Origin of the sequence: Streptomyces tamarix (assembly GCF_032423885.1) — a bacterium.
Classification (GTDB): Bacteria; Actinomycetota; Actinomycetes; order Streptomycetales; family Streptomycetaceae; genus Streptomyces; species Streptomyces tamarix.
The window spans coordinates 53043-79375 of sequence record NZ_JAWCTQ010000006.1 but is presented as its reverse complement, the minus strand read 5'-3'; the positions used below and the strand labels follow the sequence as shown (position 1 = coordinate 79375).

Genomic DNA, 26333 nt, shown 5'->3' with positions numbered 1-26333 from the left:
GAGCGAACGGGCCCGGCTCCCCGGAGAAGGGGAGATCGGGCCCGGACGGATGAACGGCCGTCCGCCGCGTCCTTCCGCGGGCGCCGACCGCCGTTACTTCTTGCGGCGTCGCCCCCGGCCCCCACGTGCCGGGGCCGCGGCTGTCGAGGGCCGGTCCGCCGAGACGACCAGCGCCGCCAGACCCGTCGTCACCGGCACCGACGCCACTAGCCCGATCGAGCCGACCAGCGTACGGACGATCTCCTGAGCCACCAGTTCGCTGTTGGCCACCGTCCCCACACTGCTCTGCGCGATGGAGAACAGCAGCAGCAGGGGCAGCGCCGCACCCGCGTACGCCAGTACCAGGGTGTTCACCACCGAGGCGATGTGGTCCCGCCCGATCCGGATGCCCGCCCGGTACAGCGCGCGCGGTCCCATCGACGGATCCGCCTGGTGCAGCTCCCACACGGCCGATGTCTGGGTGACCGTCACGTCGTCGAGCACGCCGAGCGAACCGATGATGACGCCGGCGAGCAGCAGGCCGGACATGTCGATGCCCGGGTACAGCCCGTGGATCAGGCCCGTGTAGTCGTCGGTGTTGCCGCTCAGCCGGGCCCAGCCGATGAACAGCGAGCCGAGCAGGCCGATGATCAGCAGCGAGATCAGCGTGCCGAGCACCGCGACCGAGGTCCGGGCGCTCAGCCCATGACTCAGGTACAGCGCGATGAGCATGATCGCGCTCGAACCGACCACCGCCACGACCAACGGGTTCGACCCCTGGAGGATCGCCGGCAGGATGAAGAAGGTCAGGAAGACGAAACTGGTCCCGAGCGCGATCAGCGCCATCATGCCCCGCAACCGGCCCACCGCCACCACCGCCAGGGCGAAGACCACCGACAGCAGCAGCAGCGGGAACTTCCGGTCGACGTCCGTCACCGAGTACTGGAGGTCCTCCGGAGCGTCCGGCGCGTACGCCACGACCACGCCCTGCCCCTGCTCCAACTGCCGTGGCGCGTCGGGCTGGACGATCTCGGTGAAGCGCCGGCCCTTGTCCTGGCCGCTGGTCACCTCGATGGTCGCGCGCTTGCACTGCCCCTGCTGCGCGTTGACCGCCTCCCGGCCCTGCGGCGTGCTGGTGTCACCGGTGGGGGGGACCTGGGCGGCGTTCACGTCCTTGCAGTCGACCTGCTCGACGCGGACGACCCTGCCCGTCTCGGTCTGCCGGTCGAAGCCGACGCCGGTGCGTTCGTGGGCCGGGGCGCCGCCCGGCCATAGGACGGCGAGGCCGACGAGTACCGCTGTGGCGAAGGGGATCAGCACTGCGGCGATGACCTTGCGCAGATGCTTGGAGACGGGTGCGGCCGGCCCGTGGGCATGTGCGTGGACATGAGCGAGCGCTTCGGGGTCCGGGTGGTGCCCGGGACCGTGCTCGGTGCCGTGTCCCGACCCGTTTTCCGGGTGCTGATGCGAGGAAGTCACCGACCGATCATCGCAAGAACGACAGGGGCCCTCTGTTCAGCGTGGCCGGAATGACGCTAGCGTGGTGGCACCTTTGCACACGCGGGAGCTCGGAGCACCGGGCTGAGAGGGCGCTGACCTCCGTCCACGCGATGTTTCACGTGAAACGTCGCCGACGGAAGCCGCTGCGTCGACCGCCGAACCTGTTACCGGGTAATGCCGGCGTAGGGAGTAGGTCAGGATGACCGTTCAGGACGCACGCACGCCTGCCTCCAGCACTGAGGAGAGCGGGAAGTCCATCGGCTGGCACAAGGGGTACGTCGAGGGCTCGCGCCCCGACGTCCGTGTGCCGGTCCGGAAGGTGCACCTCACCAACGGCAAGGACGTCACCCTGTACGACACGTCCGGGCCGTACACCGATCCGAACGTCGAGACCGACGTACGCCGCGGTCTCCCGGCCCTCCGGGAGAACTGGATCATTGCGCGCGGCGACACCGAGGAGTACGCGGGCCGCCCCGTCCGCCCGGAGGACGACGGCATCAAGCACACCTCGCCGCGCGGGGGGCTGCGCAATCTCGATGCCGTCTTCCCCGGCCGTCCGCGCCAACCGCGGCGCGGGCGGGACGGGCAGGCGGTGACGCAGCTCGCGTACGCCCGCAGGGGCGAGATCACGCCGGAGATGGAGTTCGTCGCGGTCCGCGAGAACGTGTCGCCGGAGGTCGTGCGCGAGGAGATCGCGGCGGGCCGGGCCGTGCTGCCCGCCAACGTCAACCACCCGGAGATCGAGCCGATGATCATCGGCAAGCGGTTCCTGGTGAAGGTCAACGCGAACATCGGCAACTCCGCGGTCACCTCCTCCATCGAGGAGGAGGTGGAGAAGATGACGTGGGCGACCCGCTGGGGCGCCGACACGGTCATGGACCTCTCCACGGGCCGCAACATCCACACCACCCGCGAGTGGGTGCTGCGCAACTCCCCCGTGCCGATCGGCACCGTGCCGCTCTACCAGGCGCTGGAGAAGGTCGACGGCAAGGCCGAGGAGCTGACCTGGGAGATCTACAAGGACACCGTCATCGAGCAGGCCGAGCAGGGCGTGGACTACATGACCGTCCACGCGGGCGTGCTGCTGCGGTACGTGCCCCTGACGGCCCGTCGCAAGACCGGCATCGTCTCGCGCGGCGGCTCGATCATGGCCGCGTGGTGTCTGGCGCACCACAAGGAGTCGTTCCTGTACGAGAACTTCGAGGAGCTCTGCGAGATCCTCGCCGCGTACGACGTGACGTTCTCGCTCGGTGACGGACTGCGGCCCGGTTCGATCGCCGACGCCAACGACGAGGCGCAGTTCGCGGAGCTGCGCACGCTGGGCGAGCTCAACCGGATCGCCAAGGCGCACGACGTCCAGACGATGATCGAGGGCCCGGGCCACGTCCCGATGCACAAGATCAAGGAGAACATCGACCTCCAGCAGGAGATCTGCGAGGAGGCGCCGTTCTACACGCTCGGTCCGCTGACCACGGACGTGGCACCGGCGTACGACCACATCACCTCCGGCATCGGCGCGGCGATGATCGCCTGGTGGGGCACCGCGATGCTCTGCTACGTCACGCCCAAGGAGCACCTGGGCCTGCCGAACCGCGACGACGTGAAGACCGGTGTCATCACGTACAAGATCGCGGCGCACGCGGCGGACCTCGCCAAGGGCCACCCGGGCGCGCAGGAGTGGGACGACGCGCTGTCGGACGCGCGGTTCGAGTTCCGCTGGGAGGACCAGTTCAACCTGGCCCTCGACCCGGACACGGCGCGCGAGTTCCACGACGAGACGCTGCCGGCGGAACCGGCGAAGACCGCGCACTTCTGCTCGATGTGCGGGCCGAAGTTCTGCTCGATGAAGATCTCGCAGGACATCCGGCGGGAACACGGCGGCGATCTCAAGCATGAGGAGATCGAGGCGGGGATGGCGGAGAAGTCCAAGGAGTTCGCCGCCGCGGGCAACCGCGTCTACCTGCCGCTGGCGGACTGACCCAGGAGGTCCCCCGGCGGCCCGGCCCGCGTCCCATGGAGGAGCCGCGGGCCGGGCCGACCGGTCGTTCCACACGGGGCTCCGGCCGGGCGCGGTCCTGCCGGGCCGCCGAGGACGGGGGCCGTCGTGAAGACGCCCGGGAGTCTGCGGTGTTCCTCCCGTACGCGCACGAAGCGCTCGTACGGGGTGGGGGCGGCCGTGCCGGCCAGGGTCGTCCGAGGGCCATCGCGGAGCTGGGAGGCGCCGAGCCGACGGCCGGCAGGTCCGGCCGGGCGCGGCGTGCAGCGCTTCGTCGAGGAGGCGCCGTAACCGGTGAGGCACTCGGGCAACGGGGCGCGGAAGGCCCTCTACGCGGTGCGCCCCCGACGTCTCCCGGTACGCCCGCAGGACGCGGAAGCCCGGGAAGGAAGGGCGGCCGGGAGCGCCGGTGGCGGGGCCGACCCGCCGGGTGACGGGGATTTCCGGAAGCCGCCTGTTCCGGACGCGCTCAGTGAGGCAGCGGCAACTGCTGGACGAGCAGCTTCCCCGCCATGGTCACACCGCCGTCCATGGCGATGGCGAGGCCGTCCGCGTACACGTGCGGGCCTTCGACGACGGGGCCGGTGTTCTCGCCGTCCGCGTCCTCGGTGCCGACCTCGCCGAGCAGGTAGGGGATGGGGCTGTGACCGTGGACGACGCGCTGCCCGCCGTACGCCGCGAGCAGTTCGCGCACGGCGTTGACCCCGCCCTCGTCGCGGAACGCGAACCGCTTGGTGAACTTGCGGAAGAGGTCCCAGCACTCGTCGGCGTCGTTGCGGGTGAGGATCTCGTGGACGGTGTCGTTCACGTCCTCGATGGTGTCGCCGTACTCCAGGTACGCCGTGGTGTCGGAGTGCAGCAGCAGGTGGCCGTCCTGCTCGACGATCGCGTCGAGGCGGGACATCCACTGGACGTGGACGTCCTGGAGGCGGTCCATGTCGCTCTTCTGGCCGCCGTTGAGCAGCCAGGCGGCCTGGAAGGTGGCCGTTCCGGCCCCGGAGTTCACGGGCGTGTCGCCGAACCGCTTCGCGCCGAGCAGCAACAGCTCGTGATTGCCCATCAGGGCCTTGCAGTAACCGCCGGCGGCCGCCGCTTCCGCGGAGAGCCGCATGACGAGGTCGATGACGCCGATGCCGTCCGGGCCGCGGTCCGTGAAGTCGCCGAGGAACCACAGGCGGGCGTTTCCGGCCGCCCAGTGGCCTTCCTCGTCGACGAGGCCCTGTTCGCGCAGGGCGGCGAGAAGTTCGTCGAGGTAGCCGTGGACGTCGCCGACGACGTACAGCGGGCCGGGGCCGGGGCCCTGTCCGACGAGCGGGGCCGGAGCGGTCGCCGGATCGGCCGGCGCGGTGACGGGCACCTGGAGCGTGTCGCCCCGGTTGATCACCGGTAGGTCGCGCTCGGTCGGGGTGTACCCCTCCGGGTACTCCTCGTCGGGGAAGGCGTCGCCCGGGTGCGGCAGGTGCGCCGCTTGTGGCTGGGGAGCGTGGGGCTGCGGCTGCGGATGTTCGGAATGACCCTGTACGGGTACCTGGGCGTACGGCGGTACGCGGAAGTCGCGCAACGTCGCCGTCCGCACCACGGGTCCCTGACCGGCCCCCTGAGTCATCGACCCCTCCACCACCGTCGCGACGCCCTCACATCGCGGACCGGCCTGGTCGGAGCGGCCCGCGCTGTCGTGCGCCCATCATAGGAATGAGGCTTGTGCTGTGTGACGCACCAGGGGTGGTGAATCAGGGAGCACGTCCGATTCCTTGGGTGTTTCGCCCCATTTGTGAAGGTCTGAACTGGGGGAGGCGGGCCCCCTGCCAGGGCGCTGCCGGGTTTTCCGCCGCCCCCCTGGAGGTTCTGCCCTGTTCTGTCCGGGACCGGCCCGAGGTGTCCTACTCCTGGCGCGGCTGGCGGGGCGGACTCACCGTCGTGCGCGGCGGCCTGCGCTGCGACGACGTCCGGACGATCAACTCCGTCGGTATCACCTGTTCGAGCGGCCGGTCGTGCTCGATCCCCTCGATCGCGTCGATGAGCAACTGGACGACGGCGGTGCCGATGCGGCGGGGCTTGAGCGACAGGGTGGTGATCGGCGGCTCGGTCGTGGCGTACACGGTCGACTCGCTGCAGCAGACGAGCAGCAGGTCGTCGGGGACGCGCAGGCCGTACCGCCGCGCCGCGGCCAGCAGGTCCGTACCGTTCGGGTCGAACAGCCCGTACACGGCGTCCGGCCGGTCGGGGCGAGCCAGCAGCCGGTCGGCGGCGACGGCGCCGGCGCACGGGTCGTGGGCCGGGTACGCCTCGTACACGGGGTCCTGGCCGACGCGCGCGCACCAGTTGAGGTACGCGGTGGTGGACAGCCGCGTGTACGTGTCGGTGGTGGTGCCGGTGAGCAGGCCGATCCGGCGGGCGCCGGCTTCGGCGAGGTGGTCGAGGAGGCCGAGGACGGCCGCCTCGTGGTCGTTGTCGACCCAGGCGGTCACCGGGAGCGTGCCGGCGGGGCGGCCGTCCGAGACGACGGGCAGGCCCTGGCGGACGAGCTCGGTGACGACGGGGTCGTGGTCGGACGGGTCGATGACGACCGTGCCGTCGAGGGCCACGTTCGACCAGACGTCGGCCGGGCTGCGGCGAGAGGTGGCGGGCAGGATGACGAGGGCGTAGCCGCGGGCGAGCGCGGCGGAGGTGGCCGCTCTGGCCATCTCGGCGAAGTAGGCGAACTCGGTGAAGGTGAAAGGTTCATCCCCGTAGGTCGTCACGGTCAGGCCGATGAGGCCGGACTTGCCGGTACGGAGCGTGCGGGCGGCCGCGGAGGGCCGGTAGCCCAGCCGGTCGGCGACCTCGCGGACGTGGCGGCGGGTGGCGTCCGGGAGCCGGCCCTTGCCGTTGAGCGCGTCGGAGACAGTCGTGATGGAGACGCCGGCCGCGGCGGCCACATCCCGGATGCCCGCGCGCCCTTGCCGGTTCCCCCGGGTCTGTGCCCGGCTCACCTGGTGCTTCCCTGCTGCTGTCATGGCGTGCTGATAGTAGGGGGATGGCGACGGAGTGCGATGAATGCACGATTCGACGTTGACAGGCACGTTTCTGCAAGGTCCAACGATGCCAACAGAACTGAAACACAAGGGCGTTGGCGGGTTTTTCAACGGGCGGCCGGCTGTCCACGCGCATAGTCCAGAGCGCTGAGCGAGGTGGCGAGAAGCTTTCAACTCACCTCTACGAGGGATGCGCACCACGGCGTGTGCCACCCGCTTGCGCCAGGGCGACGCGCGCCCCCTCGGTGGTGGGCGGCGGCATCCGGCCGCCGCTCCGTCGCGTTCCGCGCATTGGCGCCATTCGGCCATTCGCAGGAACGTCGAATCCTCATAAGGTGTGCAGTATCCATGGTGCACTTACGGTCGAGGAGGACCTCAGTGAGCGAGACAAGCCCCAAGTTGCGCGCCGTGCTGGACAACATCCCCACCTACAAGCCGGGGAAGCCGGCCACCGCCGCCGAAGGCCGCGTTGCGTACAAGCTGTCCTCCAACGAGAACCCGTATCCGCCGCTCCCCGGTGTCATGGAGAAGGCGCTGGCCGCCGCGGCGGACCTCAACCGCTACCCGGACCTGGCGTGCACCGCCCTGATGAACGAGCTGTCCGAGCGCTTCGGGGTGCCGGTGACGCACCTGGCGACCGGCACGGGGTCCGTCGGGATCGCCCAGTCGCTGGTGCAGTCCACGGCCGGCCCGGGCGACGAGGTCATGTTCGCCTGGCGGTCCTTCGAGGCGTACCCCATCGTCGCGCAGATCGCGGGTGCCACTCCGGTCATGGTCCCCCTCACCGAGGAGGGCGTGCACGACCTGGACGCGATGGCCGAGGCGATCACCGAGCGCACGCGCCTGATCTTCGTCTGCAACCCCAACAACCCCACGGGCACGGTGGTGCACCGGGCGGAGCTGGAGCGGTTCCTGGACCGGGTGCCGTCGGACATCCTGATCGTCCTCGACGAGGCGTACATCGAGTTCATCCGGGACGGCGAGGTGCCCGACGGCATCGAGCTCTACCGGGACCGGCCGAACGTGGCGGTGCTGCGCACCTTCTCCAAGGCGTACGGCCTCGCGGGCATGCGGGTCGGCTTCGCGATCGCCCACGAGCCGGTGGCCGCCGCCCTGCGGAAGACGGCCGTGCCGTTCGGCGTCACGCAGATCGCGCAGGACGCGGCGGTGGCCTCCCTGCGCGCCGAGGACGAGCTGCTGGGCCGCGTCGGTTCGCTCGTGTGCGAGCGTGAGCGGGTGGTCGAGGCGCTGGCGGCCCAGGGATGGCAGCTGCCCGTGACGCAGGCCAACTTCGTGTGGCTGCCGCTCGGTGAGCTCTCCGGCGAGTTCGCCGCCGCCTGCGAGGAGGCCGGTGTCGTCGTGCGGCCGTTCGCGCCTGACGGCGTCCGGGTCACGATCGGTGAGGTCGAGGCGAACGACATCTTCCTGCGGACGGCCGAGACGTTCCGCAAGGAGAAGTTCTGATCGATCTCCGTCCGGTACGGACTGGGATTGATCGAGGCTGGGCGGTGTTGCCCGGCACGCCCCGGAACTGAGGCGCCCACGGGCGCCGGGCTCCGGCTCGGTGGACGCGGACGGACCGAAGAACAGAGCTCCTCGCCCCCGAACCCGGGGTGGAGACGAGCGGGAGGACCCCCGCGAGCAGAGCGCTCGCGGGGGTCCTCCCGTTGATCGCGGCGTGTGGCCGGCGGGCCGGGGACGCGGGTCCGCCCGGCCAGGGGTCAACAAGATGTTGAATTTTCAGGGAAGAGGGACCCCGCGTCAAGGTACGGATTTCGTCTACGTCATAATGATTGTGCTTGTGAACACATTCACAAGCGCGCCGGGTTCCTCCCAAGATCAACCGGAATCGGCGGGCGAACGGAAGGCCGTGGGGCTGCGAGGCCGCAGGGCTGCTAGGCCGTAAGGAGAAGATCGTCGTGGACCTGGCTCTGGCGCCAGAGACGCTGGCGCGGTGGCAGTTCGGGATAACCACCGTCTACCACTTCCTCTTCGTCCCCCTGACCATCTCACTCGCCGCGCTCACCGCCGGTCTCCAGACCGCGTGGGTGCGCACCGACAAGGAGAAGTACCTCCGGGCCACCAAGTTCTGGGGCAAGCTCTTCCTGATCAACATCGCGATGGGGGTCGTCACCGGCATCGTGCAGGAGTTCCAGTTCGGGATGAACTGGTCGGACTACTCGCGGTTCGTCGGAGACGTCTTCGGCGCGCCGCTCGCCTTCGAGGCGCTGATCGCGTTCTTCTTCGAGTCGACCTTCATCGGCCTGTGGATCTTCGGCTGGGACAAGCTGCCGAAGCGCATCCACCTGGCCTGCATATGGATGGTGTCGATAGGCACCATCCTCTCCGCCTACTTCATCCTGGCCGCCAACTCCTGGATGCAGCACCCGGTCGGCTACCGGATCGACGAGGAGTCGGGCCGCGCCGAGCTGACCGACTTCTGGGCCGTCCTGAGCCAGAACACCACCCTCACCCAGGTCTTCCACACCATGACCGCGGCCTTCCTGACCGGCGGCGCGTTCATGGTCGGCATCGCCGCCTTCCACCTGGCGCGCCGGAAGCACATACCGGTGATGAAGACCTCGCTGCGGCTCGGCCTGGTCACCGTGGTGATCGCGGGCATGCTGACCGCGATCAGCGGCGACCTGCTCGGCAAGGTCATGTTCAAGCAGCAGCCCATGAAGATGGCCGCCGCCGAGGCGCTGTGGGACGGCGAGGGCCCCGCGCCGTTCTCCGTCTTCGCCTACGGCGACGTCGACAAGGGCCACAACAAGGTCGCCGTCGAGATCCCGGGCCTGCTGTCCTTCCTCGCCAACGACGACTTCTCCTCGTACGTGCCCGGCATCAACGACACCAACAAGGCCGAGCAGGAGAAGTACGGGCCCGGCGACTACCGGCCCAACATCCCCGTCGCCTACTGGTCGTTCCGCTGGATGATCGGTTTCGGCATGGCCTCCTTCGGGCTCGGCCTCCTGGGGCTCTGGCTGACCCGCAGGAAGTTCCTCCTGCCGCGGGCCCTGCGCGTCGGGGACGACGACGTGCCGCACCTCGTCCTCTTCAAGAAGCCCCTCGGGCACCGGTTGACCAAGCTGTACTGGCTCGTCGCCCTGTGGACGCTGGCCTTCCCGCTGATAGCCAACTCCTGGGGCTGGGTCTTCACCGAGACGGGCCGCCAGCCCTGGGTCGTGTACGGGGTGTTCCGCACCCGCGACGCCGTCTCCCCCGGCGTTTCCCAGGCCGAGGTCCTGACCTCGATGATCGCCTTCACCCTGCTCTACGCGGTGCTCGCCGTGATCGAGGTCAAGCTGCTCGTGAAGTACGTCAAGGCCGGGCCCCCGGAGCTCACCGAAGCCGACCTCAACCCGCCCACCAGGATCGGCGGCCACGACCGCGACGCCGACCGCCCCATGGCCTTCTCGTACTGAGGAAGGGGAGCGAGGCATGGAACTCCACACCATCTGGTTCGTACTCATCGCCGTCCTGTGGACCGGCTACTTCTTCCTGGAGGGCTTCGACTTCGGCGTCGGCGTCCTCACCAAGCTGCTCGCCCGCGACCGGGTCGAGAAGCGCGTACTCATCAACACGATCGGCCCCGTCTGGGACGGCAACGAGGTGTGGCTGCTCACGGCCGGCGGCGCCACCTTCGCCGCCTTCCCGGACTGGTACGCCACCCTCTTCTCCGGCTTCTACCTGCCCCTCCTCGTCATCCTGCTCTGCCTGATCGTGCGCGGCGTCGCCTTCGAGTACCGGGCCAAGCGACCCGAACACCACTGGCAGCACAACTGGGAGCAGGCCATCTTCTGGACCTCGCTCATCCCCGCGGCGCTGTGGGGCGTGGCCTTCGGCAACATCGTGCGGGGAGTGGAGATCGACGCGTCGAAGGAGTACGTCGGCACCCTCTTCGACCTGCTCAACCCGTACGCGCTGCTCGGTGGACTGGTCACCCTCTCCCTCTTCACCTTCCACGGGGCGGTGTTCACCGCGCTCAAGACCGTCGGCGACATCCGGGCGCGGGCCAGGAAGCTGGCGTGGACCCTGGGCCTGATCACCGTCGCCGTCGCCCTCGCCTTCCTCACCTGGACGCAGGCGTCGCTCGGCGACGGGGTGAGCCTGGTCGCGGCGGCCGTCGCCGTGACCGCGCTCGCCGGGGCGGTCGGGGCCATCAGGGCGGGCCGCGAAGGATGGTCGTTCGCGCTGTCCGGCATCACGATCGCCGCGGTGGTCGCGATGCTGTTCCTGACGCTCTTCCCGAACGTCATGCCGTCCTCGCTGAACCCGGACTGGAGCCTGACCGTGACCAACGCGTCGTCCAGCCCGTACACCCTGAAGATCATGACTTGGTGCGCGGCGGTCGCCACCCCGCTCGTCCTCCTCTACCAGGGCTGGACCTACTGGGTGTTCCGCAAGCGCATCGGAACGCAGCACATCGCCGACACCCACTAGGTGCCACTGGCAGGGGATGTTTCACGTGAAACCGATCGACCCGCGACTGCTCCGGTACGCCCGGGCCACCCGCTTCTTCCTGCTGGCGGTGGTCCTCCTCGGCCTGGTCGGGGCGGCGTTGGTGGTCGCCCAGGCGATGCTCGTCGCCGAGGTCGTCGTCGGCGCCTTCCAGCGCGGAATGGCCGTCGACGACCTCTCTCTCCCGCTCCTCCTGATCGCCGCGGTCGCCGTGGGGCGCGGGCTGGTGGCCTGGCTGACCGAACTGGCCGCCCACCGCGCGAGCGCGGCGGTCAAGTCCGAACTGCGCGGCCGGCTGCTGGAGCGGGCGTCCGCGCTCGGTCCCGGCTGGCTGAGCGGCCAGCGGACCGGCTCGCTGGTGGCGCTCGCCACCCGGGGCGTGGACGCGCTGGACGACTACTTCGCCCGCTACCTCCCCCAGCTCGGCCTCGCCGTCGTCGTCCCGGTGGCCGTCCTCGCGCGCATCGTCACCGAGGACTGGGTGTCGGCAGCCGTCATCGTGGTGACCCTGCCGCTGATTCCGATCTTCATGGTCCTCATCGGCTGGGCCACGCAGGCGCGCATGGACCGGCAGTGGAAGCTGCTGTCCCGGCTGTCGGGGCACTTCCTCGACGTGGTGGCGGGACTGCCGTCCCTGAAGGTGTTCGGCCGGGCGAAGGCGCAGGCGGAGTCGATCCGCTCCATCACCGCGCAGTACCGGCAGGCGACGCTCCGCACCCTGCGGGTCGCCTTCCTGTCGTCGTTCGCGCTGGAACTGCTGTCGACGCTGTCGGTGGCGCTGGTGGCCGTCGGCATCGGCATGCGCCTCGTCCACGGCACCCTCGACCTGTACACCGGCCTGGTCATCCTGATCCTCGCGCCCGAGGCGTACCTGCCGCTGCGCCAGGTCGGCACGCAGTACCACGCGGCGGCGGAGGGGCTGTCGGCCGCGGAGGAGGTCTTCGCGGTGCTGGAGGCCCCGCTACCGGAGGCCGGGACGGAGGCGCTGCCCGGGGGCCCGGTGCGGATCGAGCTGGACGGGGTGACCGTACGGCACGCGGGACGCGCCGAGCCGTCGCTGGACCTCGTGTCGCTCGTGGTCGAGCCGGGCGAGACGGTCGCCATGGTCGGGCCGAGCGGCGTCGGCAAGTCCACGCTGCTGGACGTGGTGTTGGGCTTCACCGCGCCGGATTCGGGCACCGCGCGGGCAGGGGGCGTGGACATCGCGGAGCTGGACCCGGAGCGGTGGCGGGCGCGGATCGCCTGGGTGCCGCAGCGGCCGTACCTGTTCGCCGGGACGATCGCCGAGAACGTACGCCTGGCCAGGCCCGATGCGGACGACGCCGCCGTACGGGCCGCGCTGCGGGAGGCGGGTGCCGACTTCGTCGACGGTCTGCCGGACGGCATCGGCACGGTGCTCGGCGAGGACGGTGCCGGCCTGTCGGCCGGGCAGCGGCAGCGGCTCGCCCTGGCCAGGGCGTTCCTCGCCGACCGGCCCGTGGTGCTCCTCGACGAGCCGACCGCCGCGCTGGACGGTGAGACCGAGGCCGCCGTCGTGGAAGCGGTGCGCCGGCTCGCCACCGGCCGGACGGTGCTGCTGGTCGTGCACCGGCCCGCACTGCTCGCCGTGGCGGATCGGGTGGTCGCGCTGCGTCCGGGGGCGGGGGCGCCGGCCGTGCCGGGACCCGACGCGGTGACGGGGACCGGGAACGCGTCGGCGGCCGGGGCAGCACCCGCGGTGAGCGACGCGGGCACCGACATGGTCGACGACGCCTTCGGGGTCGTCGGCGGCCTGTACGGCGGCCAGTCCGCCGTCCGCCCGGGGCACACCGCTGCCGGCCCCGCCGCCCCGGGGCCGACGCGGCGCGTTCTCCCCCGGGTCCGGGCGACGGCCGGTGAACTACGGGGCCGCCTCGCGCTGGCACTGCTGCTCGGCAGCCTCGCCCTCGCGTCGGCCGTCGGCCTCATGGCCGTGTCCGGTTGGCTGATCTCGCGGGCCTCCGAACAGCCGCCGATCCTCCACCTGATGGTCGCCGTCACCGCGACCCGTGCCTTCGGCGTCGGCCGGGCGGTGTTCCGGTACGCCGAGCGGCTCGTGTCGCACGACGCCGTCCTGCGCATGCTGGCCGATCTGAGGGTGGCCGTCTACCGGCGCCTGGAGCGCATCGCGCCGGCCGGGCTGCGCCGCACCCGCCGCGGTGACCTGCTGTCGCGGCTCGTCTCCGACGTGGACGCCCTCCAGGACTACTGGCTCCGCTGGCTGCTGCCCGCCGGTACGGCCCTGCTGGTGGGTGCCGGTGCCGCCGGGTTCACGGCGTGGCTGCTCCCCGAGGCGGGCGCCGTCCTCGCGGCCGGCCTGCTCCTCGCGGGCGTCGCCGTCCCGGCGCTGGGCGGTGCCGTCGCCCGCCGCGCAGAGCAGCGCCTCGCCCCCGCCCGCGGCGCCCTCGCCGCCCGGGTGGTCGACCTGCTGCGCGGCTGCGCCGAGCTGACCGTGGCCGGCGCGCTGCGGAACCGTATCGAACGGGCCCGGGAGGCGGACGGGGCGCTCACCCGCATCGCCGCGCGCCAGTCCGCCGCGACGGCACTCGGCGGCGGGCTCATCGCGCTGGCCACCGGTCTGACCGTGGCCGCGACCGCGCTGGTCGGAGTCCAGGCGGTACGGGACGGGCGGCTCGACGGGGTGGCCCTGGCGGTCGTCGTGCTCACCCCGCTCGCCGCGTTCGAGGCCGTGACGGGGATGCCGCTGGCCGTGCAGTACCGCCAGCGGGTGCGGCGCAGCGCGGAGCGGGTCTTCGACGTGCTCGACGCGCCCGTTCCCGTCAGGGAGCCGGAGCGGCCCGAACCGGCGCCGGAGGGCCCGTTCCCGCTGGAGCTGCGCGGGGTCACGGCCCGGCATCCCGGGCAGGACCGGGACGCCCTCGTCTCGCTCGACCTGCGCCTGGAGGCGGGACGGCGGGTCGCCGTCGTCGGCGCTTCCGGGGCCGGCAAGACGACGCTGGCGCAGGTGCTGCTGCGGTTCGTGGAGGTCGAGGACGGCACGTACCGGATCGGCGGCACCGACGCGACGGCACTCGACGGGGACGACGTACGCCGGTTCGTCGGGCTGTGCGCCCAGGACGCCCACCTCTTCGACAGCACCATCCGCGAGAACCTGCGGCTGGCCAGGACCGGCGCGGGCGACGACGAGCTGCGCCGGGCGCTGGCCGAGGCACGGCTCCTGAACTGGGTCGACGCGCTGCCGGACGGACTGGACACCCTGGTCGGCGAGCACGGCGCGCGGCTCTCCGGCGGTCAGCGGCAGCGGCTCGCCCTGGCCCGCGCCCTCCTCGCGGACTTCCCGGTCCTCGTCCTCGACGAGCCCGCCGAGCACCTCGACCTGGTCACGGCCGACGCGCTCACCGAGGACCTGCTGCGGGCGACGCGCGGGCGCACCACCGTCCTCATCACGCACCGGCTGCGCGGGCTCGACGCCGTCGACGAGGTCGTGGTCCTCGCGGACGGCCGGGTCGTCCAGCGGGGACGCTACGAGGAGCTCGTCGCCGTCGAGGGGCCGCTGCGGCGGATGCGGGAGCGGGAGCGCGCGGCGGACCTCCGCCCCGGCGCACCGGCGGACCCGACCGCGCCGGGGAACGCGTAGGGCGGTGCGGGAAGGCGCGCGGGACGCCGCCGGGGAGGGCCGCCCGTTCCGGTGCGGCCGGACGGCGGTCGGCGTGGGCCGGTCGGCGGACGGTGTGGGCCGGACGGCGGTACGGCCGTAGCCCGGACGGCGGTACGGCGGCGGGCGGGGCGGCGAGATGCCGGGGAAGCCGGCGCCGAAGGGCCACCATCCCAGGGTGCGTCCTCCCCGCGGCCGAAGGTCACTGCCCGGGCCGGTGCTGTCCGCGCTGGCCGCCCTGCTCGTCCTCCCGTTCCCGGCCACCGCCGCGCCGGTCGCCGGACCGGACGGGCCGGCCGTGAGCGCCGAGGTGGCCCGGCTGCTCACGGAGGCGGAGCGGGTCACCGAGGAGTACGAGCGGGGGAGGCGCGCAGCGGCCGTGCAGCGGGCCAGGGCGCACCGGCTGCAGGAGGAGCTGGCCGACCGGCGGCGCGAGCTGACCGACCTGCACGGACGGGCGGGCGAGGTGGCCCGTGCCCAGTACCGGACGGGCGGAACGCTGCCGCCGACCGCGCGGCTGCTGCTCGCCGACGACCCGGAGGCCGCACTGCGCGCCGAGCGGGCGGCGCGGCAGGCGGGACAGGCGGTGGACCGGCTGGTGCGGGGCACGGACCGGGCCGCGCGGCTGCTGGAGGAGGCGGCGGCCCGGGCGCGGACGGCGTGGCGGGACCTGGAGGCGCGCCACGCGCGGCTCGCGGTGGTGAAGCGGGGCCTGGAGACGCGGCTGGAGCGGCTGCGGCGGCGGTTGCAGGCGACGGCGGACCGGAGCGTGGCGGCGGGCAGGTGCCGGGGCGCGGCACGGCTGGAGCAGCCGAGCGGCGCGCGGGGGGCGGGCCGGACGTGGGTGGCGCCGGTGTCCGAGGCGGACGGGTACGAACTGTCCGCCGGCTTCGGCAGCGCGGGGAAGCACTGGGCGCGCCGGCACACCGGTCAGGACTTCGCCGTGGACATCGGCACGCCCGTGCGGTCGATCGGGGCGGGGCGGGTCCACGCGGTGTCGTGCGGGGGTGCCTTCGGGATCGAGGTGGTCGTCCGGCACGCGAACGGCTGGTACTCGCAGTACGCACACCTCGCGTCGGTCGCCGTGGAGCAGGGGCAGGGGGTCGCCGCCGGCCAGTGGGTCGGCCAGGCGGGGACGACCGGCAACTCGACGGGGCCCCACCTGCACTTCGAGGTGCGCGTGACCCCGTACCTCGGCTCGGGCGTCGACCCGTTGCGCTGGCTGCGCGAGCACGGCGTCGTGCTGGGCGGCGGTCGGGCGTAGCGGTGATGCGGGGCGCGGCCGGGCATAGCGGTGAACGGTGGCGCGGCCGGGCGGGCCGGTGGCTCAGTCGCCGGCGAGGATGGCCTCGATCACGGCGGCGACGCCGTCCTCCTCGTTGGCGACGGTCCGGCCGGAGGCGGCGGCGACGACGTCCGGATGGGCGTTGCCCATGGCGTAGGACCTGCCCGCCCAGGTGAGCATCTCGATGTCGTTGGGCATGTCGCCGAACGCCACGACCTCGTCGGCCGAGATGCCGCGCTCGGCGCAGCACAGGGCGAGCGTGCTGGCCTTGGAAACGCCGAGGCCGCTCACCTCCAGCAGCGCGGTGGGGCTGGAGCGGGTGATGGTGGCGCGGTGTCCGGCGGCCGTGCGGGCCAGGGCGAGGAAGCCGTCGGGCGTGAGGTCGCGGTGGAGGGCCAGCAGCTTCAGCAGCGGTGACCCGGTGCCGGACACGTCCTCGTGGAGCAGCTTCTCGGCGGGGCCGACCGCGACGGCGGCGTCCAGGTGGAGGGGCGGGTAGTCCGGCTCGTGGCGGATGCCGTCGGTGAACTCCATCGCGAAGGCCGTGCCGGGGGCCTCCCGGCGCAGGGTCTCGACGACGTCGCGAGCGGTCCGCCGCTCCAGCGCCCGCACTTCGACGATCTTCCGGCCGGCGTGCAGGTCGACGACGGCCGCCCCGTTGGAGCAGATCGCCAGTCCGTGACCGTGGACGTGCTCGCTGACGACGTCCATCCAGCGGGCGGGCCGCCCGGTGACGAAGAAGACCTCGATGCCGGCTTCCTCGGCGGCGGCGAGCGCCGCGACCGTCCGGTCCGACACGGACTTGTCGTCGCGCAGCAGCGTTCCGTCGAGGTCGGTGGCGATCAGGCGCGGGCGCTGCCGCGCCGTCGGTCGGCTGCCGGGGAAGGTCGTCGGTGAGGTCACGCACCCATTGTCCCGTATGGGCCGCTCCTCTGATGCGCGGACGTGCGTGACCCCGCACGTTTGAGCCGCGCATCCGAGATCGGGCGAAAGGGAAGGAAAAAGGAGGTATCGGTGGGCGGGCCGGGATGTCCCTCAGCCGTTCAGCTGGGCGATCCCCTCGGTGGCGATCCGCTCGAAGACGGCCTCGTCGGCGGCGAACACCGAGTCGGGGATGGGCGCGTGCACCACGATCTCGTCGAAGCCCAGTTCCGCGTGGCGCCCGGCGAAGTCCACGAAGGCGTCCACGGACCCCAGGAGGCCGTTCCCCTCCGGGGTGAATCCGGTCAGCAGGATCTTGTCCAGTTCCTCCGCGTCCCGGCCGGCCTCGGCGCACGCCTTGCCCAGCTTCTCCACCTGCTCGCGGAGCGCCGCCAGGGACTGCTCGGGCGTGCCCGTCTCGAACAGCTTCGGGTCCCCGGTGGTGACCCACGCCTGCCCGTGCCGGGCGGCGAGCCGCATTCCGCGCGGGCCGGTCGCCGCCACGGCGAACGGCAGCCGCGGCCGCTGGACGCAGCCCGGTACGTTGCGCGCCTCGTGCGCCGAGTAGTGCGTGCCCTCGTGAGTGACGGCGCCCTCGGTGAGGAGCCGGTCGAGCAGCGGCACGAACTCGGCGAACCGGTCCGCCCGCTCCCGCGGCGTCCACGCCTCCTGCCCGAGGGCCGTCGCGTCGAAGCCGTTGCCGCCCGCGCCGATGCCGAGGGTGATCCGGCCGTCGGAGATGTCGTCCAGGGTGATCAGCTCCTTGGCGAGCGTGACCGGGTGGCGGAAGTTCGGCGAGGTCACGAGGGTTCCCAGCCGGATGCTCCGCGTCACCACCGCCGCGGCCGTGAGCGTGGGGAGGGCACCGAACCACGGCCCGTCCCGGAAGGACCGCCAGGAGAGGTGGTCGTACGTGTACGCGGCGTGGAACCCGAGGTCTTCGGCCCGCTGCCAGGTCTTCTGTCCGTCGCCCCAGGGGTGGACGGGGAGGATCACCGTGCTCAGACGCATGTCACCGACGATACGCGGGGCTCTGCGTTGCCATGGACGTGCCACCAGAACAGAACAGGGAAGACGCGTCGGTGTCACGATGGGGGCTGCTACCGTCACACCATACGCACCCTGGGTGGAACCGAACTCGAGGTCATGATCGTAGAAGCGACGGTGGGCGCCTACGGTGAGGCCGAGCAGCGGAAATCACTGTCACCAACCTCCATGGACAGAACAACCGGCGCATCGCTGAGCTATTTCGGCGAGCGGGCCTACCAGTGATCTACAGAAGGTCACCGGGCTTGACCCGCTAAGAGAGTGGCTGCAGATCAGGTAAATCCAACCCATACTAACTTCGCCTGGCGAACGGAGCTGACGATACGGTTGGCATGGGATCCTCATTCGGATTCCAGGCGAAGGACCGCGGTTTCCTGTTCTCGATCCAGGCGTTGAAGGCGAGAATGTAGGTGGCGATCTGTCCCTTGGCAATATCGCGGGTCGCGTGGACCTTTACTCGCCCGGCCTCACTGGCAGATTTGGCGGCAATACTTTCGATTGCCCTTTTCTTCATGGCCTCGCGCAGATTTAACCGGGGGTCATTTCCGGGTAGCATGGCACCCGTGACAATGCCTTCTTCCCAACTCTGCCATTGTTCATTCGTGAGGTCCCTCCGCTCCCGCCGAGTGATGTAGGCGGCAGCGGAGGCGGAAGAGGGCATGATTCGGATCGCCTTCCAGAGGCGGAGGCCGAAGTTGGTGGCTTCTCCTACGCCGGGCAACTTCTCGACCAGCGCGAGGTGCTCCTCGTTGGTGATGATGCTGCTGGAGGATGAGAAGTTGTTCGCGTCATAGGCCGCGATGAGCTTGATGGTGGCGGCAAGGGTAGCGGCGTTCTTGTGGCCGGCAATGCTGAGCGAGTTTGCGGCGCTACGATGGTAGTTGATGTCCAAGACGGCAAAGCATTCCGCTGGGACGCCATAGAAAACTGGCAGCCAAACCGGGAGATCGCCGGCCCCAATGGCCATGAGGCGATGTTGTCCGTCGATCAGGTTGCCATCAGGATCAAATGCGATCCCTTGATGCGTCAGTCTCCAGCGTCCTTCTTCGATTGCCGTTCGCCACTGCTTGACCTTTGATGCGGAGATGGGTCGATTGTGTCTGATGTTGCGCTTGATCCACTCCCTTGCCAGCTCGGGCGTGACGAGAGTGAGGGACATCTTAATCTCTGCCGGTGGTGTTAATCCGTTGCTAATTGAGAGTTGTCCGCTGCTCATGCGGAAATGATACACGGCCAAGTGGGTTACTGGTCTCAGATCTGACAGTAATCTGATCCGAGGGCTAAGAATGAAACAAATTTACCAATGCTTTGATTGAATCGATATTAATTTCGATTAATGAGTCGACGCTGCCATGACCTGCTTTGATCACGCCCAGCTGCCCGTCAAGGCGTCAATGGGGATGGTGTTGCGTACTTGGGATGTTATGTTCAGGTTTGGGGTGGTTAGTGGTTGTCTGCTTGCCGCATTGATCGAGAGGGACGCCGGATGCAGCAGGGGTGGGCAGCGGTATGAGTGCGACATCACCAATGGGCTCGACGCATGATGCTGTTTGCCCTGCAGAGACCCTGGGAGTCCGGGCCAACGGAAACCCCTGGCATGTCAGTGGTGCGTTGCATCCTGGCGCTGAGTGAGCCCTGTGTCGGGAGCGAGAGATGTGCCTGTGTAGCTCAGGCATGTGTGTGGCAATACGAGTGGATGGCGTCGGCCCTGGGCGGCGGGCGGTCAAGGCATAGATCGACATGTGACAGGCGAACGACGCTTGTCTGAGGTCAACAGGGTGCCCAGGCGCGTCCGGCGGGTGGCCGTCGCGGCGGCCGTCAGCGTCGGCACCGCTCCGAACCAGGGGCCGCCCCGGAAGCTCCGCCAGGACAGGTGGTCGTACGTGTACGCGGCGTACACACCCGGCTCCTCGGCGCGCGTCCACTGGTCGCGGCCCCCTCGTACCGGCGGCGGACGGGCAGGATCACGGTGCTCAGGCGCGGACTCATGCCGTCGAGCCCACGGCCCCACCGGCGCCGGCCGTCGTGCTCAGTCCGGGGACCGCAGGGACCGGCCTCCGTGCTCACTCCGGGAACCGCAGATAGCGCGGGGGCACGCCGTCCGTGAGCCAGACGCCGTTGGCGCTGACGTGGAATACGTGGCCGTCGCCGTGCATGGCGCCCGCGTCGACGGTGAGGACGACGGGCCGGCCCCGCCGGGACCCGACCCTGGCCGCGGTCTCCCGGTCGGGCGAGAGGTGGACGTGGTGGCGGCTCATGGGGCGCAGGCCCTCGGCCCGGATCGCCTCCAGACGGGCGCCGACGGTGCCGTGGTAGAGGTACGCGGGCGGCGTGGCGGGCGGCAGGCCGAGGTCCACGTCGACGGTGTGGCCCTGGCTCGCCCGGATGCGATCGCCGTCGAGGGCGAAGCGCCGCTTGTCGTTCACCGCGACGACGTGCTCCAGCTCGGCGCGGCTGAGCGGCATGCCGTGCCGGGCCATGGCCCGCAGCAGGTCGTCGACGGCGACCCAGCCCTGCGGGTCGAGGACGAGGCCGATCCGCTCGGGCTGGTGGCGCAGATGCCGCGAGAGGTACTTCGACACTTTCACGGCGCGTCTCTCGTCCATGGCGGCAGCGTGTCAGGGATCACCCCGTTCCGCCACAGAAAAACGGCGGAACAGGTTTGGTCCACAGACAACTCTACTTATCCACAGGGTTATTGGCGTTTCTGTGGACAACCGGTCCCTCCTCTCCGACTTCCCCGCCTTCTCCCGAGGTGCCTCGGGCCTGGTCGGTGAGCGTGTCCAACACCCTCGCCCGCACTTCCCGTTCGGTGGCCGCCGCGATGAACGCCGACGCGTTCGCCGCGCCGACCAACCCGTGCACCGCCCGGACCGTCGCGGCGGGCAGGGCCACCGCTCGCGGTTCCCCGTCCCGCTCCGGGGGATTGTCCGGGGCGAGGTGGTGTTGGAGACGGCGGTTGGCGAGGAGCCGCATGGCGCGGGCGAGTTCGGCGTCGACCGTCTGCCGGGCGAGCGGGCGCAGCCGCCGCACCAGAGCGGCCGCCGCGTCCGCGTCCGCCGGCGGCCGGTGGCCGAGGTGGCGGGCGAAGACGTGCTCGGTGGCGAACTCCAGGAACCGCGCGGCGATGTGCTCCACCTGGGCCCGCAACTCCCGCAGGTGCCCGGCGACCGCGAGCAGCGGCACCCCCGCCGCGTACAACTCCGCCGCCACCGCCAGTTCCTGCGGGCTCGGCACCAGGAACGCGTCGTCCCGGCCCGGCATCCGCTCCAGTACGCCCAGTTCGACGGCCTCCTCGACGGCCCGCTCGTCCGGGGCGCCGCCGAACGCGGCGTCCAGCTCCGCGCGCGTGATGCGGCCGGCCTGCTCGTCGCTCCACGGCCCGTTCACCTCGGCGACCAGACCCAGCACCCCGCCCAGGCCCCGGCCGGTGTCCCAGGCATCCAGCAGCTCCTTGATGGAGGCCAGGGTGTAACCCCGGTCGAGCAGGCCGGTGATCTGCCGCAGCCGCGTCAGGTGCGCCTCCCCGTACACGTTGGACCGGCCGCGCCGCTCGGGCCGCGGCAGCAGGCCGCGGTCCTGGTAGGCGCGGATCGTCCGGACCGTGGCCCCGCTGAGGTGCGCCAGGTCCTCGATCCGGTACTCGGCCGCCGGGCTCCGGCCGGCCGGTTGCTCGGTCACGCCCGCTCCCTCCCGCCCCGGGCCGCCCCGCCGGGACGGGACGGCCGCGGCACCGGTCCGTTCACAGCGGTGGCGACACCCTGGCCACGGCCCGCAGCACGCCCGGCGCGACGCGGGACAGCAGGTGCGCGGCCCTGGCCTCCGGGGTCACCGGCACCAGCGCCCGGTTCTCCACGACCGCGCGCAGGATCGCGGCGGCGGCCTTCTCCGGTGGGTAGTTCCTCAACGCGTACAGCCGCGCCGTGCGCCTGCGCAGCCGCCCCTCCTCCGCCTCCGACACCCCGGTGAAGCGCGCCGTCGACGTGATGCCCGTGTTCACGAAGCCGGGGCAGACCGCCGTGACGCCGATGCCCCGTCCGGCCAGTTCGGCCCGCAGGGACTCGCTGAGCATCAGCACCGCCGCCTTCGACGTGCCGTACGCGGGCAGCAGCTTCGTGGGCTGGAATGCCGCCGCCGAGGCCACGTTCACGATGTGGCCGCCCTGGCCGCGCTCCGCCATCTGCCGGCCGAAGACCCGGCAACCGTGGATGACGCCCCACAGGTTGACGTCGAGGACCTTCCTCCAGTCGTCCGCCGTGGTGTCGAAGAACGACCCCGACAGGCCGATCCCGGCGTTGTTCACCAGCACGTCCACCGTGCCGTGCTCGGCGGCGACCCTCGCGGCGAGCTTCTCCATCGCCTGCTCGTCGCTCACGTCCACCGCCTCCGGCCACGCACCGGGCGCCCCCAGCCGCCGGGCCTGCTCCGCCGTGCGCGCCGCGCCCTCCGCGTCCCGGTCGACGGCCACCACCCGAGCCCCGGCCCCGGCGAACGCCAGGGCCGTCGCCCGCCCGATGCCGCTCGCCGCGCCCGTCACCAGCACGAGCTGCCCGCCGAACCGGTCGGCGTACCGCCGCCCCGACGACACGGCGGGCGGTAACCCGGTGCCCTCCTCCTCGTGCGCCGTCACGAACTCGGAGATCCACGCGGCAAGTTGCTCCGGGCGCGTGCGCGGCACCCAGTGCTTCGCCGGCAGCGTGCGCCGCACCAGCCGCGGCGCCCACCGGGCCAGGTCGTCGTACAGCCGCTCCGACAGGAACGCGTCCCCGGTCGGGGTGATCAGCTGCACCGGTACGTGCGCGTACGCGTCCGGGCGGGGTCGCAGCATCCGGGAGCGGACGTTGTCCCGGTACAGCCACGCGCCGTGCGCGGCGTCCCTCGGCAGCGACCCGGTCGGATAGTCCTCGGTGGACACCTTCTCGACCCGGCTCAGGAGATCCGCCCACCGCCGGCCGAGCGGCCCGCGCCAGACGAGCTCCGGCAGTACGGGCGCGTGCAGCAGGTACACGTACCAGGAGCGGGCGCCCTGCCCGAGGAGCTGGGCCACCCGGCGCGGCGTCGGCCGCCCCGCCCGCTCCTTGATCCAGTGGCCGAAGTGGTCCAGGGAGGGCCCCGACATCGACGTGAACGAGGCGATCCTGCCCTCGGTGCGCCCGACCGTGGCGAACTCCCAGCCCTGCACCGACCCCCAGTCGTGCCCCACCAGGTGCACCGGGCGGTCCGGGCTGACCGCGTCCACGACCGCCAGGAAGTCGTCCGTCAGCTTCTCCAGCGTGAAACCGCCGCGCAGCGGCACCGGCGCCGTCGACCGGCCGTGCCCCCGCACGTCGTACAGGACGACGTGGAACCGGTCGGCCAGCCGCGGGGCGACCTCGGACCACACCTCCTTCGAGTCCGGGTAGCCGTGGACCAGGACCACGGTCGGCCGGTCCGTCTCGCCCATCTCGGCGACGCACAGCTCGATCCCGCCCGTGCGGATCCGGCGCTCGCGGGCGCCCCTCAGCAGACCCATGCCACTCCCCGTCCCGTAGGCGCCCGCACGCGGCACGCGTTCCGTCACGTTGACACCAACGACTGTGACCATGCCCGGCGGCGGCGTCAAGGGCGCCCGGCCTGCCTGTGGACAACCTGCGCGGCGTACCCCTCCCGTACGGGTCCCTACTCCTGGAGTCGGACAAGGATCCAACCGTCAGGGCTGACGTGGAGTGTGGCGGGCGCCACTACGGTCGGAGCGTGACTGTGATCGCCACCGAAAGCCTCAGCAAGCGGTTCCCCCGGGTGACCGCTCTCGACCGGCTCTCCCTGGACATCGGGCCCGGTGTGACCGGACTTGTGGGTGCCAACGGAGCCGGCAAGTCGACGATGATCAAGATCCTGCTGGGCCTGTCCCCCGCCACCGAGGGCCGCGCCGAGGTTCTCGGCCTCGACGTGGCGACGAACGGCCCCGCCATCCGCGAGCGGGTCGGCTACATGCCGGAGCACGACTGCCTGCCCCCGGACGTCTCGGCCACCGAGTTCGTCGTCCACATGGCCCGCATGTCGGGGCTCCCGCCGACCGCCGCCCGTGAGCGCACCGCCGACACGCTGCGCCACGTCGGCCTGTACGAGGAGCGGTACCGCCCCATGGGCGGCTACTCGACCGGCATGAAGCAGCGCGTGAAGCTCGCCCAGGCCCTGGTCCACGACCCGCAGCTGGTCCTCCTCGACGAGCCGACGAACGGCCTCGACCCGGTCGGCCGCGACGAGATGCTGGGCCTCATCCGCCGCGTCTGGACGGACTTCGGCATCTCGGTGCTGGTCACGTCGCACCTGCTCGGCGAGTTGGAGCGGACCTGCGACCACGTCGTCGTCATCGACGGCGGACGCCTCCTGCGCTCCAGCTCCACCAGCGACTTCACCCAGACCACGACCACCGTCGCCGTCGAGGTCACCGACTCCGACACCCACCCCGACGGCACGGCCGCCCTCCGCGCGGCGCTCACCGCCGCCGGAATCGCCCTCCACGCGCGCGTGGAGGACGGCCTGCCCGGCGCCGGTCACGTCCTGCTGCTGGAGGCCACCGGCGAGGAGACCTACGACATCGTGCGCGACACCGTCGCCGACCTGGGGCTCGGCCTCGTCCGCATGGAACAGCGCCGCCACCACATCGCCGAGGTGTTCCGCCCCGCCGCCCCGGCCGGCCAGACCCCGGAGGTGCAGGCCCGATGAGTACCGAGACGCAGATCCACAACATCGGGTACCGCAAGTACGACGGCCCCCGCCTCGGCCGCGCCTACGCGCGCAGGTCCCTGTACGCGCAGTCCCTGCGGGGGGCGTACGGGCTCGGCCGCAGCGCCAAGTCGAAGGTGCTGCCGATGATCCTCTTCGGCGTCATGTGCGTACCGGCGCTGATCGTCGTCGCGGTCGCCGTGGTCACCAAGTCCAGTTCCCTGGGCGTCGGTTACACCCGCTACGCGATCGTCATGCAGCTGGTCATCGCCCTGTACGTGGCCTCCCAGGCGCCGCAGTCCGTCTCGCGCGACCTGCGCTTCCGCAGCGTCCCGCTGTACTTCTCCCGCCCGATCGAGCGGGTCGACTACGTCCTCGCCAAGTACGGCGCGATGGCGTCCGCCCTGTTCGTCCTGACCGCCTCGCCGCTGCTCGTCCTCTACGCGGGGGCGCTGCTGGCGAAGATGGACTTCACCGACCAGACGAAGGGCTTCGCACAGGGGCTGGTGTCCGTGGCGCTGCTGTCCCTCCTCTTCGGTGGGATCGGCCTGGTCCTGGCCGCCCTGACCCCCCGCCGCGGCTTCGGCGTCGCGGCCGTGATCGCCGCCCTCTTCATCTCGTACGGCGCCGTCACCACGGTCCAGGCCATCGCCCTGGGCACCGACAACCGGGACGCCGTGACCTGGCTCGGCCTGTTCTCGCCGATCACCCTCATCGACGGCGTGCAGACCGCCTTCCTCGGCGCCTCCACGTCCTTCCCGGGCGGAGCGGGACCCGACGCCGGAACCGGCGCGGTCTACCTCCTGACCGTCCTCGCGCTCATCGCCGGCTCGTACGCCGCCCTGATGCGCCGCTACCGAAAGGTCGGGCTGTGACCACCCTCCACATCGACCACGCGTCCCGCTGGTTCGGCAACGTCGTCGCCGTCAACGACGTCACCATGGCCATAGGCCCCGGCGTGACCGGCCTCCTCGGCCCGAACGGCGCCGGGAAGTCGACCCTCATCAACATGATGGGCGGCTTCCTCGCCCCCTCCACCGGCACGGTCACCCTCGACGGGCAACCGATCTGGCGCAACGAGTCCGTCTACCGCCACATCGGCGTCGTGCCGGAGCGGGAGGCGATGTACGACTTCCTCACCGGCCGCGAGTTCGTCCTCGCCAACGCCGAACTGCACGGCCTCGGCGCGGCGGAGGCGCAGCGCGCGCTCGCCACCGTCGAGATGGAGCACGCGCAGGACCGGAAGATCGGCACGTACAGCAAGGGCATGCGACAGCGCGTGAAGATGGCCTCCGCCCTCGTCCACGACCCGTCCGTGCTCCTCCTCGACGAGCCGTTCAACGGCATGGACCCGCGCCAGCGCATGCAGCTGATGGACCTGCTGCGGCACATGGGCGCGGACGGCCGCACCGTCCTGTTCTCGTCGCACATCCTGGAGGAGGTCGAGCAGCTCGCCTCCCACATCGAGGTCGTCGTCGCCGGCCGGCACGCCGCCAGCGGCGACTTCCGCCGCATCCGCCGCCTGATGACCGACCGCCCGCACCGCTACCTGGTGCGCTCCAGCGACGACCGGGCCCTGGCCGCCGCGCTCATCGCCGACCCGTCGACCGCCGGCATCGAGGTGGACGTGCGCGAGGGCGTCCTGCGCGTGCAGGCGGTGGACTTCGGCCGGTTCACGGAGCTGCTGCCGAGGGTCGCCCGCGAGCACTCCATCCGGCTGCTGACGGTCTCGCCCTCGGACGAGTCCCTCGAGTCGGTCTTCTCCTACCTCGTCGCGGCCTGAAGGGA

The 26333-nt window shown here is 71.3% G+C and carries 19 protein-coding genes and 1 pseudogene; 10 read left to right on the top strand and 10 right to left on the bottom strand.

Annotated features, from left to right (window positions below):
• Nucleotides 1-93: 93 nt before the first annotated feature.
• Nucleotides 94-1458: a YibE/F family protein gene (locus RND61_RS07230; RefSeq protein WP_315876950.1), complete on the bottom strand. Its 1365-nt coding sequence runs from the start codon at nt 1456-1458 to the stop codon at nt 94-96.
• A 220-nt stretch (nt 1459-1678) separates the two neighbouring features.
• Between RND61_RS07230 and thiC the strand changes: the two genes are divergently transcribed.
• Nucleotides 1679-3457: a phosphomethylpyrimidine synthase ThiC gene (thiC, locus tag RND61_RS07225; RefSeq protein ID WP_315876949.1), complete on the top strand. Its 1779-nt coding sequence runs from the start codon at nt 1679-1681 to the stop codon at nt 3455-3457.
• Nucleotides 3458-3944: 487 nt separating this feature from the next.
• Here the strand turns inward: thiC and RND61_RS07220 are convergent, their stop codons facing one another.
• The gene (locus RND61_RS07220) at nt 3945-5081 is read right to left on the bottom strand and encodes a metallophosphoesterase (RefSeq protein ID WP_315876948.1); all 1137 of its coding nucleotides are present in this window, start codon (nt 5079-5081) and stop codon (nt 3945-3947) included.
• A gap of 274 nt (nt 5082-5355) precedes the next feature.
• A complete protein-coding gene (locus RND61_RS07215; protein ID WP_315876947.1) occupies nt 5356-6471 on the bottom strand; it encodes a LacI family DNA-binding transcriptional regulator in 1116 nt (371 codons plus the stop codon).
• Between the two features lie 396 nt (nt 6472-6867).
• On the opposite strand from RND61_RS07215, the gene hisC reads away from it, so the two are divergent.
• The 5 genes from hisC to RND61_RS07190 all read left to right on the top strand — a co-directional run bounded on the left by hisC (nt 6868) and on the right by RND61_RS07190 (nt 15848).
• Nucleotides 6868-7953 (top strand): histidinol-phosphate transaminase, encoded by a 1086-nt coding sequence (gene hisC / locus RND61_RS07210; protein ID WP_315876946.1) that lies wholly within the window; start codon nt 6868-6870, stop codon nt 7951-7953.
• Nucleotides 7954-8408: 455 nt separating this feature from the next.
• Entirely contained in the window at nt 8409-9914 is a 1506-nt protein-coding gene (locus RND61_RS07205; RefSeq protein WP_315876945.1) for a cytochrome ubiquinol oxidase subunit I, read from the top strand.
• Between the two features lie 16 nt (nt 9915-9930).
• Nucleotides 9931-10932 carry a cytochrome d ubiquinol oxidase subunit II gene (cydB, locus tag RND61_RS07200; RefSeq protein ID WP_315876944.1) on the top strand — a complete coding sequence of 334 codons (1002 nt, stop codon included), beginning with the start codon at nt 9931-9933 and terminating at the stop codon, nt 10930-10932.
• A gap of 25 nt (nt 10933-10957) precedes the next feature.
• A complete protein-coding gene (gene cydD / locus RND61_RS07195) occupies nt 10958-14566 on the top strand; it encodes a thiol reductant ABC exporter subunit CydD (RefSeq protein ID WP_315876943.1) in 3609 nt (1202 codons plus the stop codon).
• A gap of 196 nt (nt 14567-14762) precedes the next feature.
• On the top strand, nt 14763-15848 hold the full coding sequence (locus tag RND61_RS07190) for a M23 family metallopeptidase (RefSeq protein ID WP_315876942.1): 1086 nt from the start codon (nt 14763-14765) through the stop codon (nt 15846-15848).
• 63 nt (nt 15849-15911) lie between these two features.
• Here the strand turns inward: RND61_RS07190 and RND61_RS07185 are convergent, their stop codons facing one another.
• The gene (locus RND61_RS07185) at nt 15912-16772 is read right to left on the bottom strand and encodes an HAD family hydrolase (protein ID WP_315876941.1); all 861 of its coding nucleotides are present in this window, start codon (nt 16770-16772) and stop codon (nt 15912-15914) included.
• A gap of 132 nt (nt 16773-16904) precedes the next feature.
• Nucleotides 16905-17801, bottom strand: a complete 897-nt coding sequence (locus tag RND61_RS07180) for an LLM class flavin-dependent oxidoreductase (RefSeq protein ID WP_315876940.1) — start codon at nt 17799-17801, stop codon at nt 16905-16907.
• Nucleotides 17802-17936: 135 nt separating this feature from the next.
• Here RND61_RS07180 and RND61_RS07175 point away from each other — a divergent pair, with 135 nt between their 5' ends.
• On the top strand, nt 17937-18062 hold the full coding sequence (locus tag RND61_RS07175) for a hypothetical protein (protein ID WP_315876939.1): 126 nt from the start codon (nt 17937-17939) through the stop codon (nt 18060-18062).
• A gap of 67 nt (nt 18063-18129) precedes the next feature.
• Here the strand turns inward: RND61_RS07175 and RND61_RS07170 are convergent, their stop codons facing one another.
• The 5 genes and pseudogenes from RND61_RS07170 to RND61_RS07150 all read right to left on the bottom strand — a co-directional run bounded on the left by RND61_RS07170 (nt 18130) and on the right by RND61_RS07150 (nt 23349).
• Nucleotides 18130-19053, bottom strand: a complete 924-nt coding sequence (locus tag RND61_RS07170) for a hypothetical protein (protein WP_315876938.1) — start codon at nt 19051-19053, stop codon at nt 18130-18132.
• Nucleotides 19054-19578: 525 nt separating this feature from the next.
• Nucleotides 19579-19826: pseudogene (locus tag RND61_RS07165) on the bottom strand (LLM class flavin-dependent oxidoreductase); the annotation flags it as partial.
• 74 nt (nt 19827-19900) lie between these two features.
• Nucleotides 19901-20443: an RNA 2'-phosphotransferase gene (locus RND61_RS07160; protein ID WP_315876937.1), complete on the bottom strand. Its 543-nt coding sequence runs from the start codon at nt 20441-20443 to the stop codon at nt 19901-19903.
• A gap of 73 nt (nt 20444-20516) precedes the next feature.
• Nucleotides 20517-21518, bottom strand: a complete 1002-nt coding sequence (locus RND61_RS07155; protein ID WP_315876936.1) for a MerR family transcriptional regulator — start codon at nt 21516-21518, stop codon at nt 20517-20519.
• Nucleotides 21519-21579: 61 nt separating this feature from the next.
• Nucleotides 21580-23349, bottom strand: a complete 1770-nt coding sequence (locus RND61_RS07150) for an SDR family oxidoreductase (RefSeq protein ID WP_315876935.1) — start codon at nt 23347-23349, stop codon at nt 21580-21582.
• 227 nt (nt 23350-23576) lie between these two features.
• Between RND61_RS07150 and RND61_RS07145 the strand changes: the two genes are divergently transcribed.
• Genes RND61_RS07145 through RND61_RS07135 form a run of 3 tightly spaced genes read left to right on the top strand, consistent with a single transcriptional unit; the run spans nt 23577 to nt 26328 of the window.
• Nucleotides 23577-24545 carry an ABC transporter ATP-binding protein gene (locus tag RND61_RS07145; protein ID WP_315877071.1) on the top strand — a complete coding sequence of 323 codons (969 nt, stop codon included), beginning with the start codon at nt 23577-23579 and terminating at the stop codon, nt 24543-24545.
• Nucleotides 24542-25420 carry an ABC transporter permease subunit gene (locus RND61_RS07140; RefSeq protein WP_315876934.1) on the top strand — a complete coding sequence of 293 codons (879 nt, stop codon included), beginning with the start codon at nt 24542-24544 and terminating at the stop codon, nt 25418-25420. Before RND61_RS07145 ends, RND61_RS07140 begins: the two co-directional genes overlap by 4 nt.
• Nucleotides 25417-26328 (top strand): ABC transporter ATP-binding protein, encoded by a 912-nt coding sequence (locus RND61_RS07135; protein ID WP_315876933.1) that lies wholly within the window; start codon nt 25417-25419, stop codon nt 26326-26328. The genes RND61_RS07140 and RND61_RS07135 overlap by 4 nt, the downstream gene beginning before the upstream one ends.
• Nucleotides 26329-26333: the final 5 nt, after the last annotated feature.

What these genes read in the sequence shown, in the direction of transcription:
- RND61_RS07160 (WP_315876937.1), bottom strand. Translation starts at nt 20,443, where the DNA reads ATGGACGAGAGACGCGCCGTGAAAGTGTCGAAGTACCTCTCGCGGCAT.
- RND61_RS07150 (WP_315876935.1), bottom strand. Translation starts at nt 23,349, where the DNA reads ATGGGTCTGCTGAGGGGCGCCCGCGAGCGCCGGATCCGCACGGGCGGG.
- cydB (WP_315876944.1), top strand. Translation starts at nt 9,931, where the DNA reads ATGGAACTCCACACCATCTGGTTCGTACTCATCGCCGTCCTGTGGACC.
- RND61_RS07175 (WP_315876939.1), top strand. Translation starts at nt 17,937, where the DNA reads ATGATCGTAGAAGCGACGGTGGGCGCCTACGGTGAGGCCGAGCAGCGG.
- RND61_RS07170 (WP_315876938.1), bottom strand. Translation starts at nt 19,053, where the DNA reads ATGAGCAGCGGACAACTCTCAATTAGCAACGGATTAACACCACCGGCA.
- RND61_RS07215 (WP_315876947.1), bottom strand. Translation starts at nt 6,471, where the DNA reads ATGACAGCAGCAGGGAAGCACCAGGTGAGCCGGGCACAGACCCGGGGG.
- RND61_RS07140 (WP_315876934.1), top strand. Translation starts at nt 24,542, where the DNA reads ATGAGTACCGAGACGCAGATCCACAACATCGGGTACCGCAAGTACGAC.
- RND61_RS07180 (WP_315876940.1), bottom strand. Translation starts at nt 17,801, where the DNA reads ATGCGTCTGAGCACGGTGATCCTCCCCGTCCACCCCTGGGGCGACGGA.
- RND61_RS07220 (WP_315876948.1), bottom strand. Translation starts at nt 5,081, where the DNA reads ATGACTCAGGGGGCCGGTCAGGGACCCGTGGTGCGGACGGCGACGTTG.
- thiC (WP_315876949.1), top strand. Translation starts at nt 1,679, where the DNA reads ATGACCGTTCAGGACGCACGCACGCCTGCCTCCAGCACTGAGGAGAGC.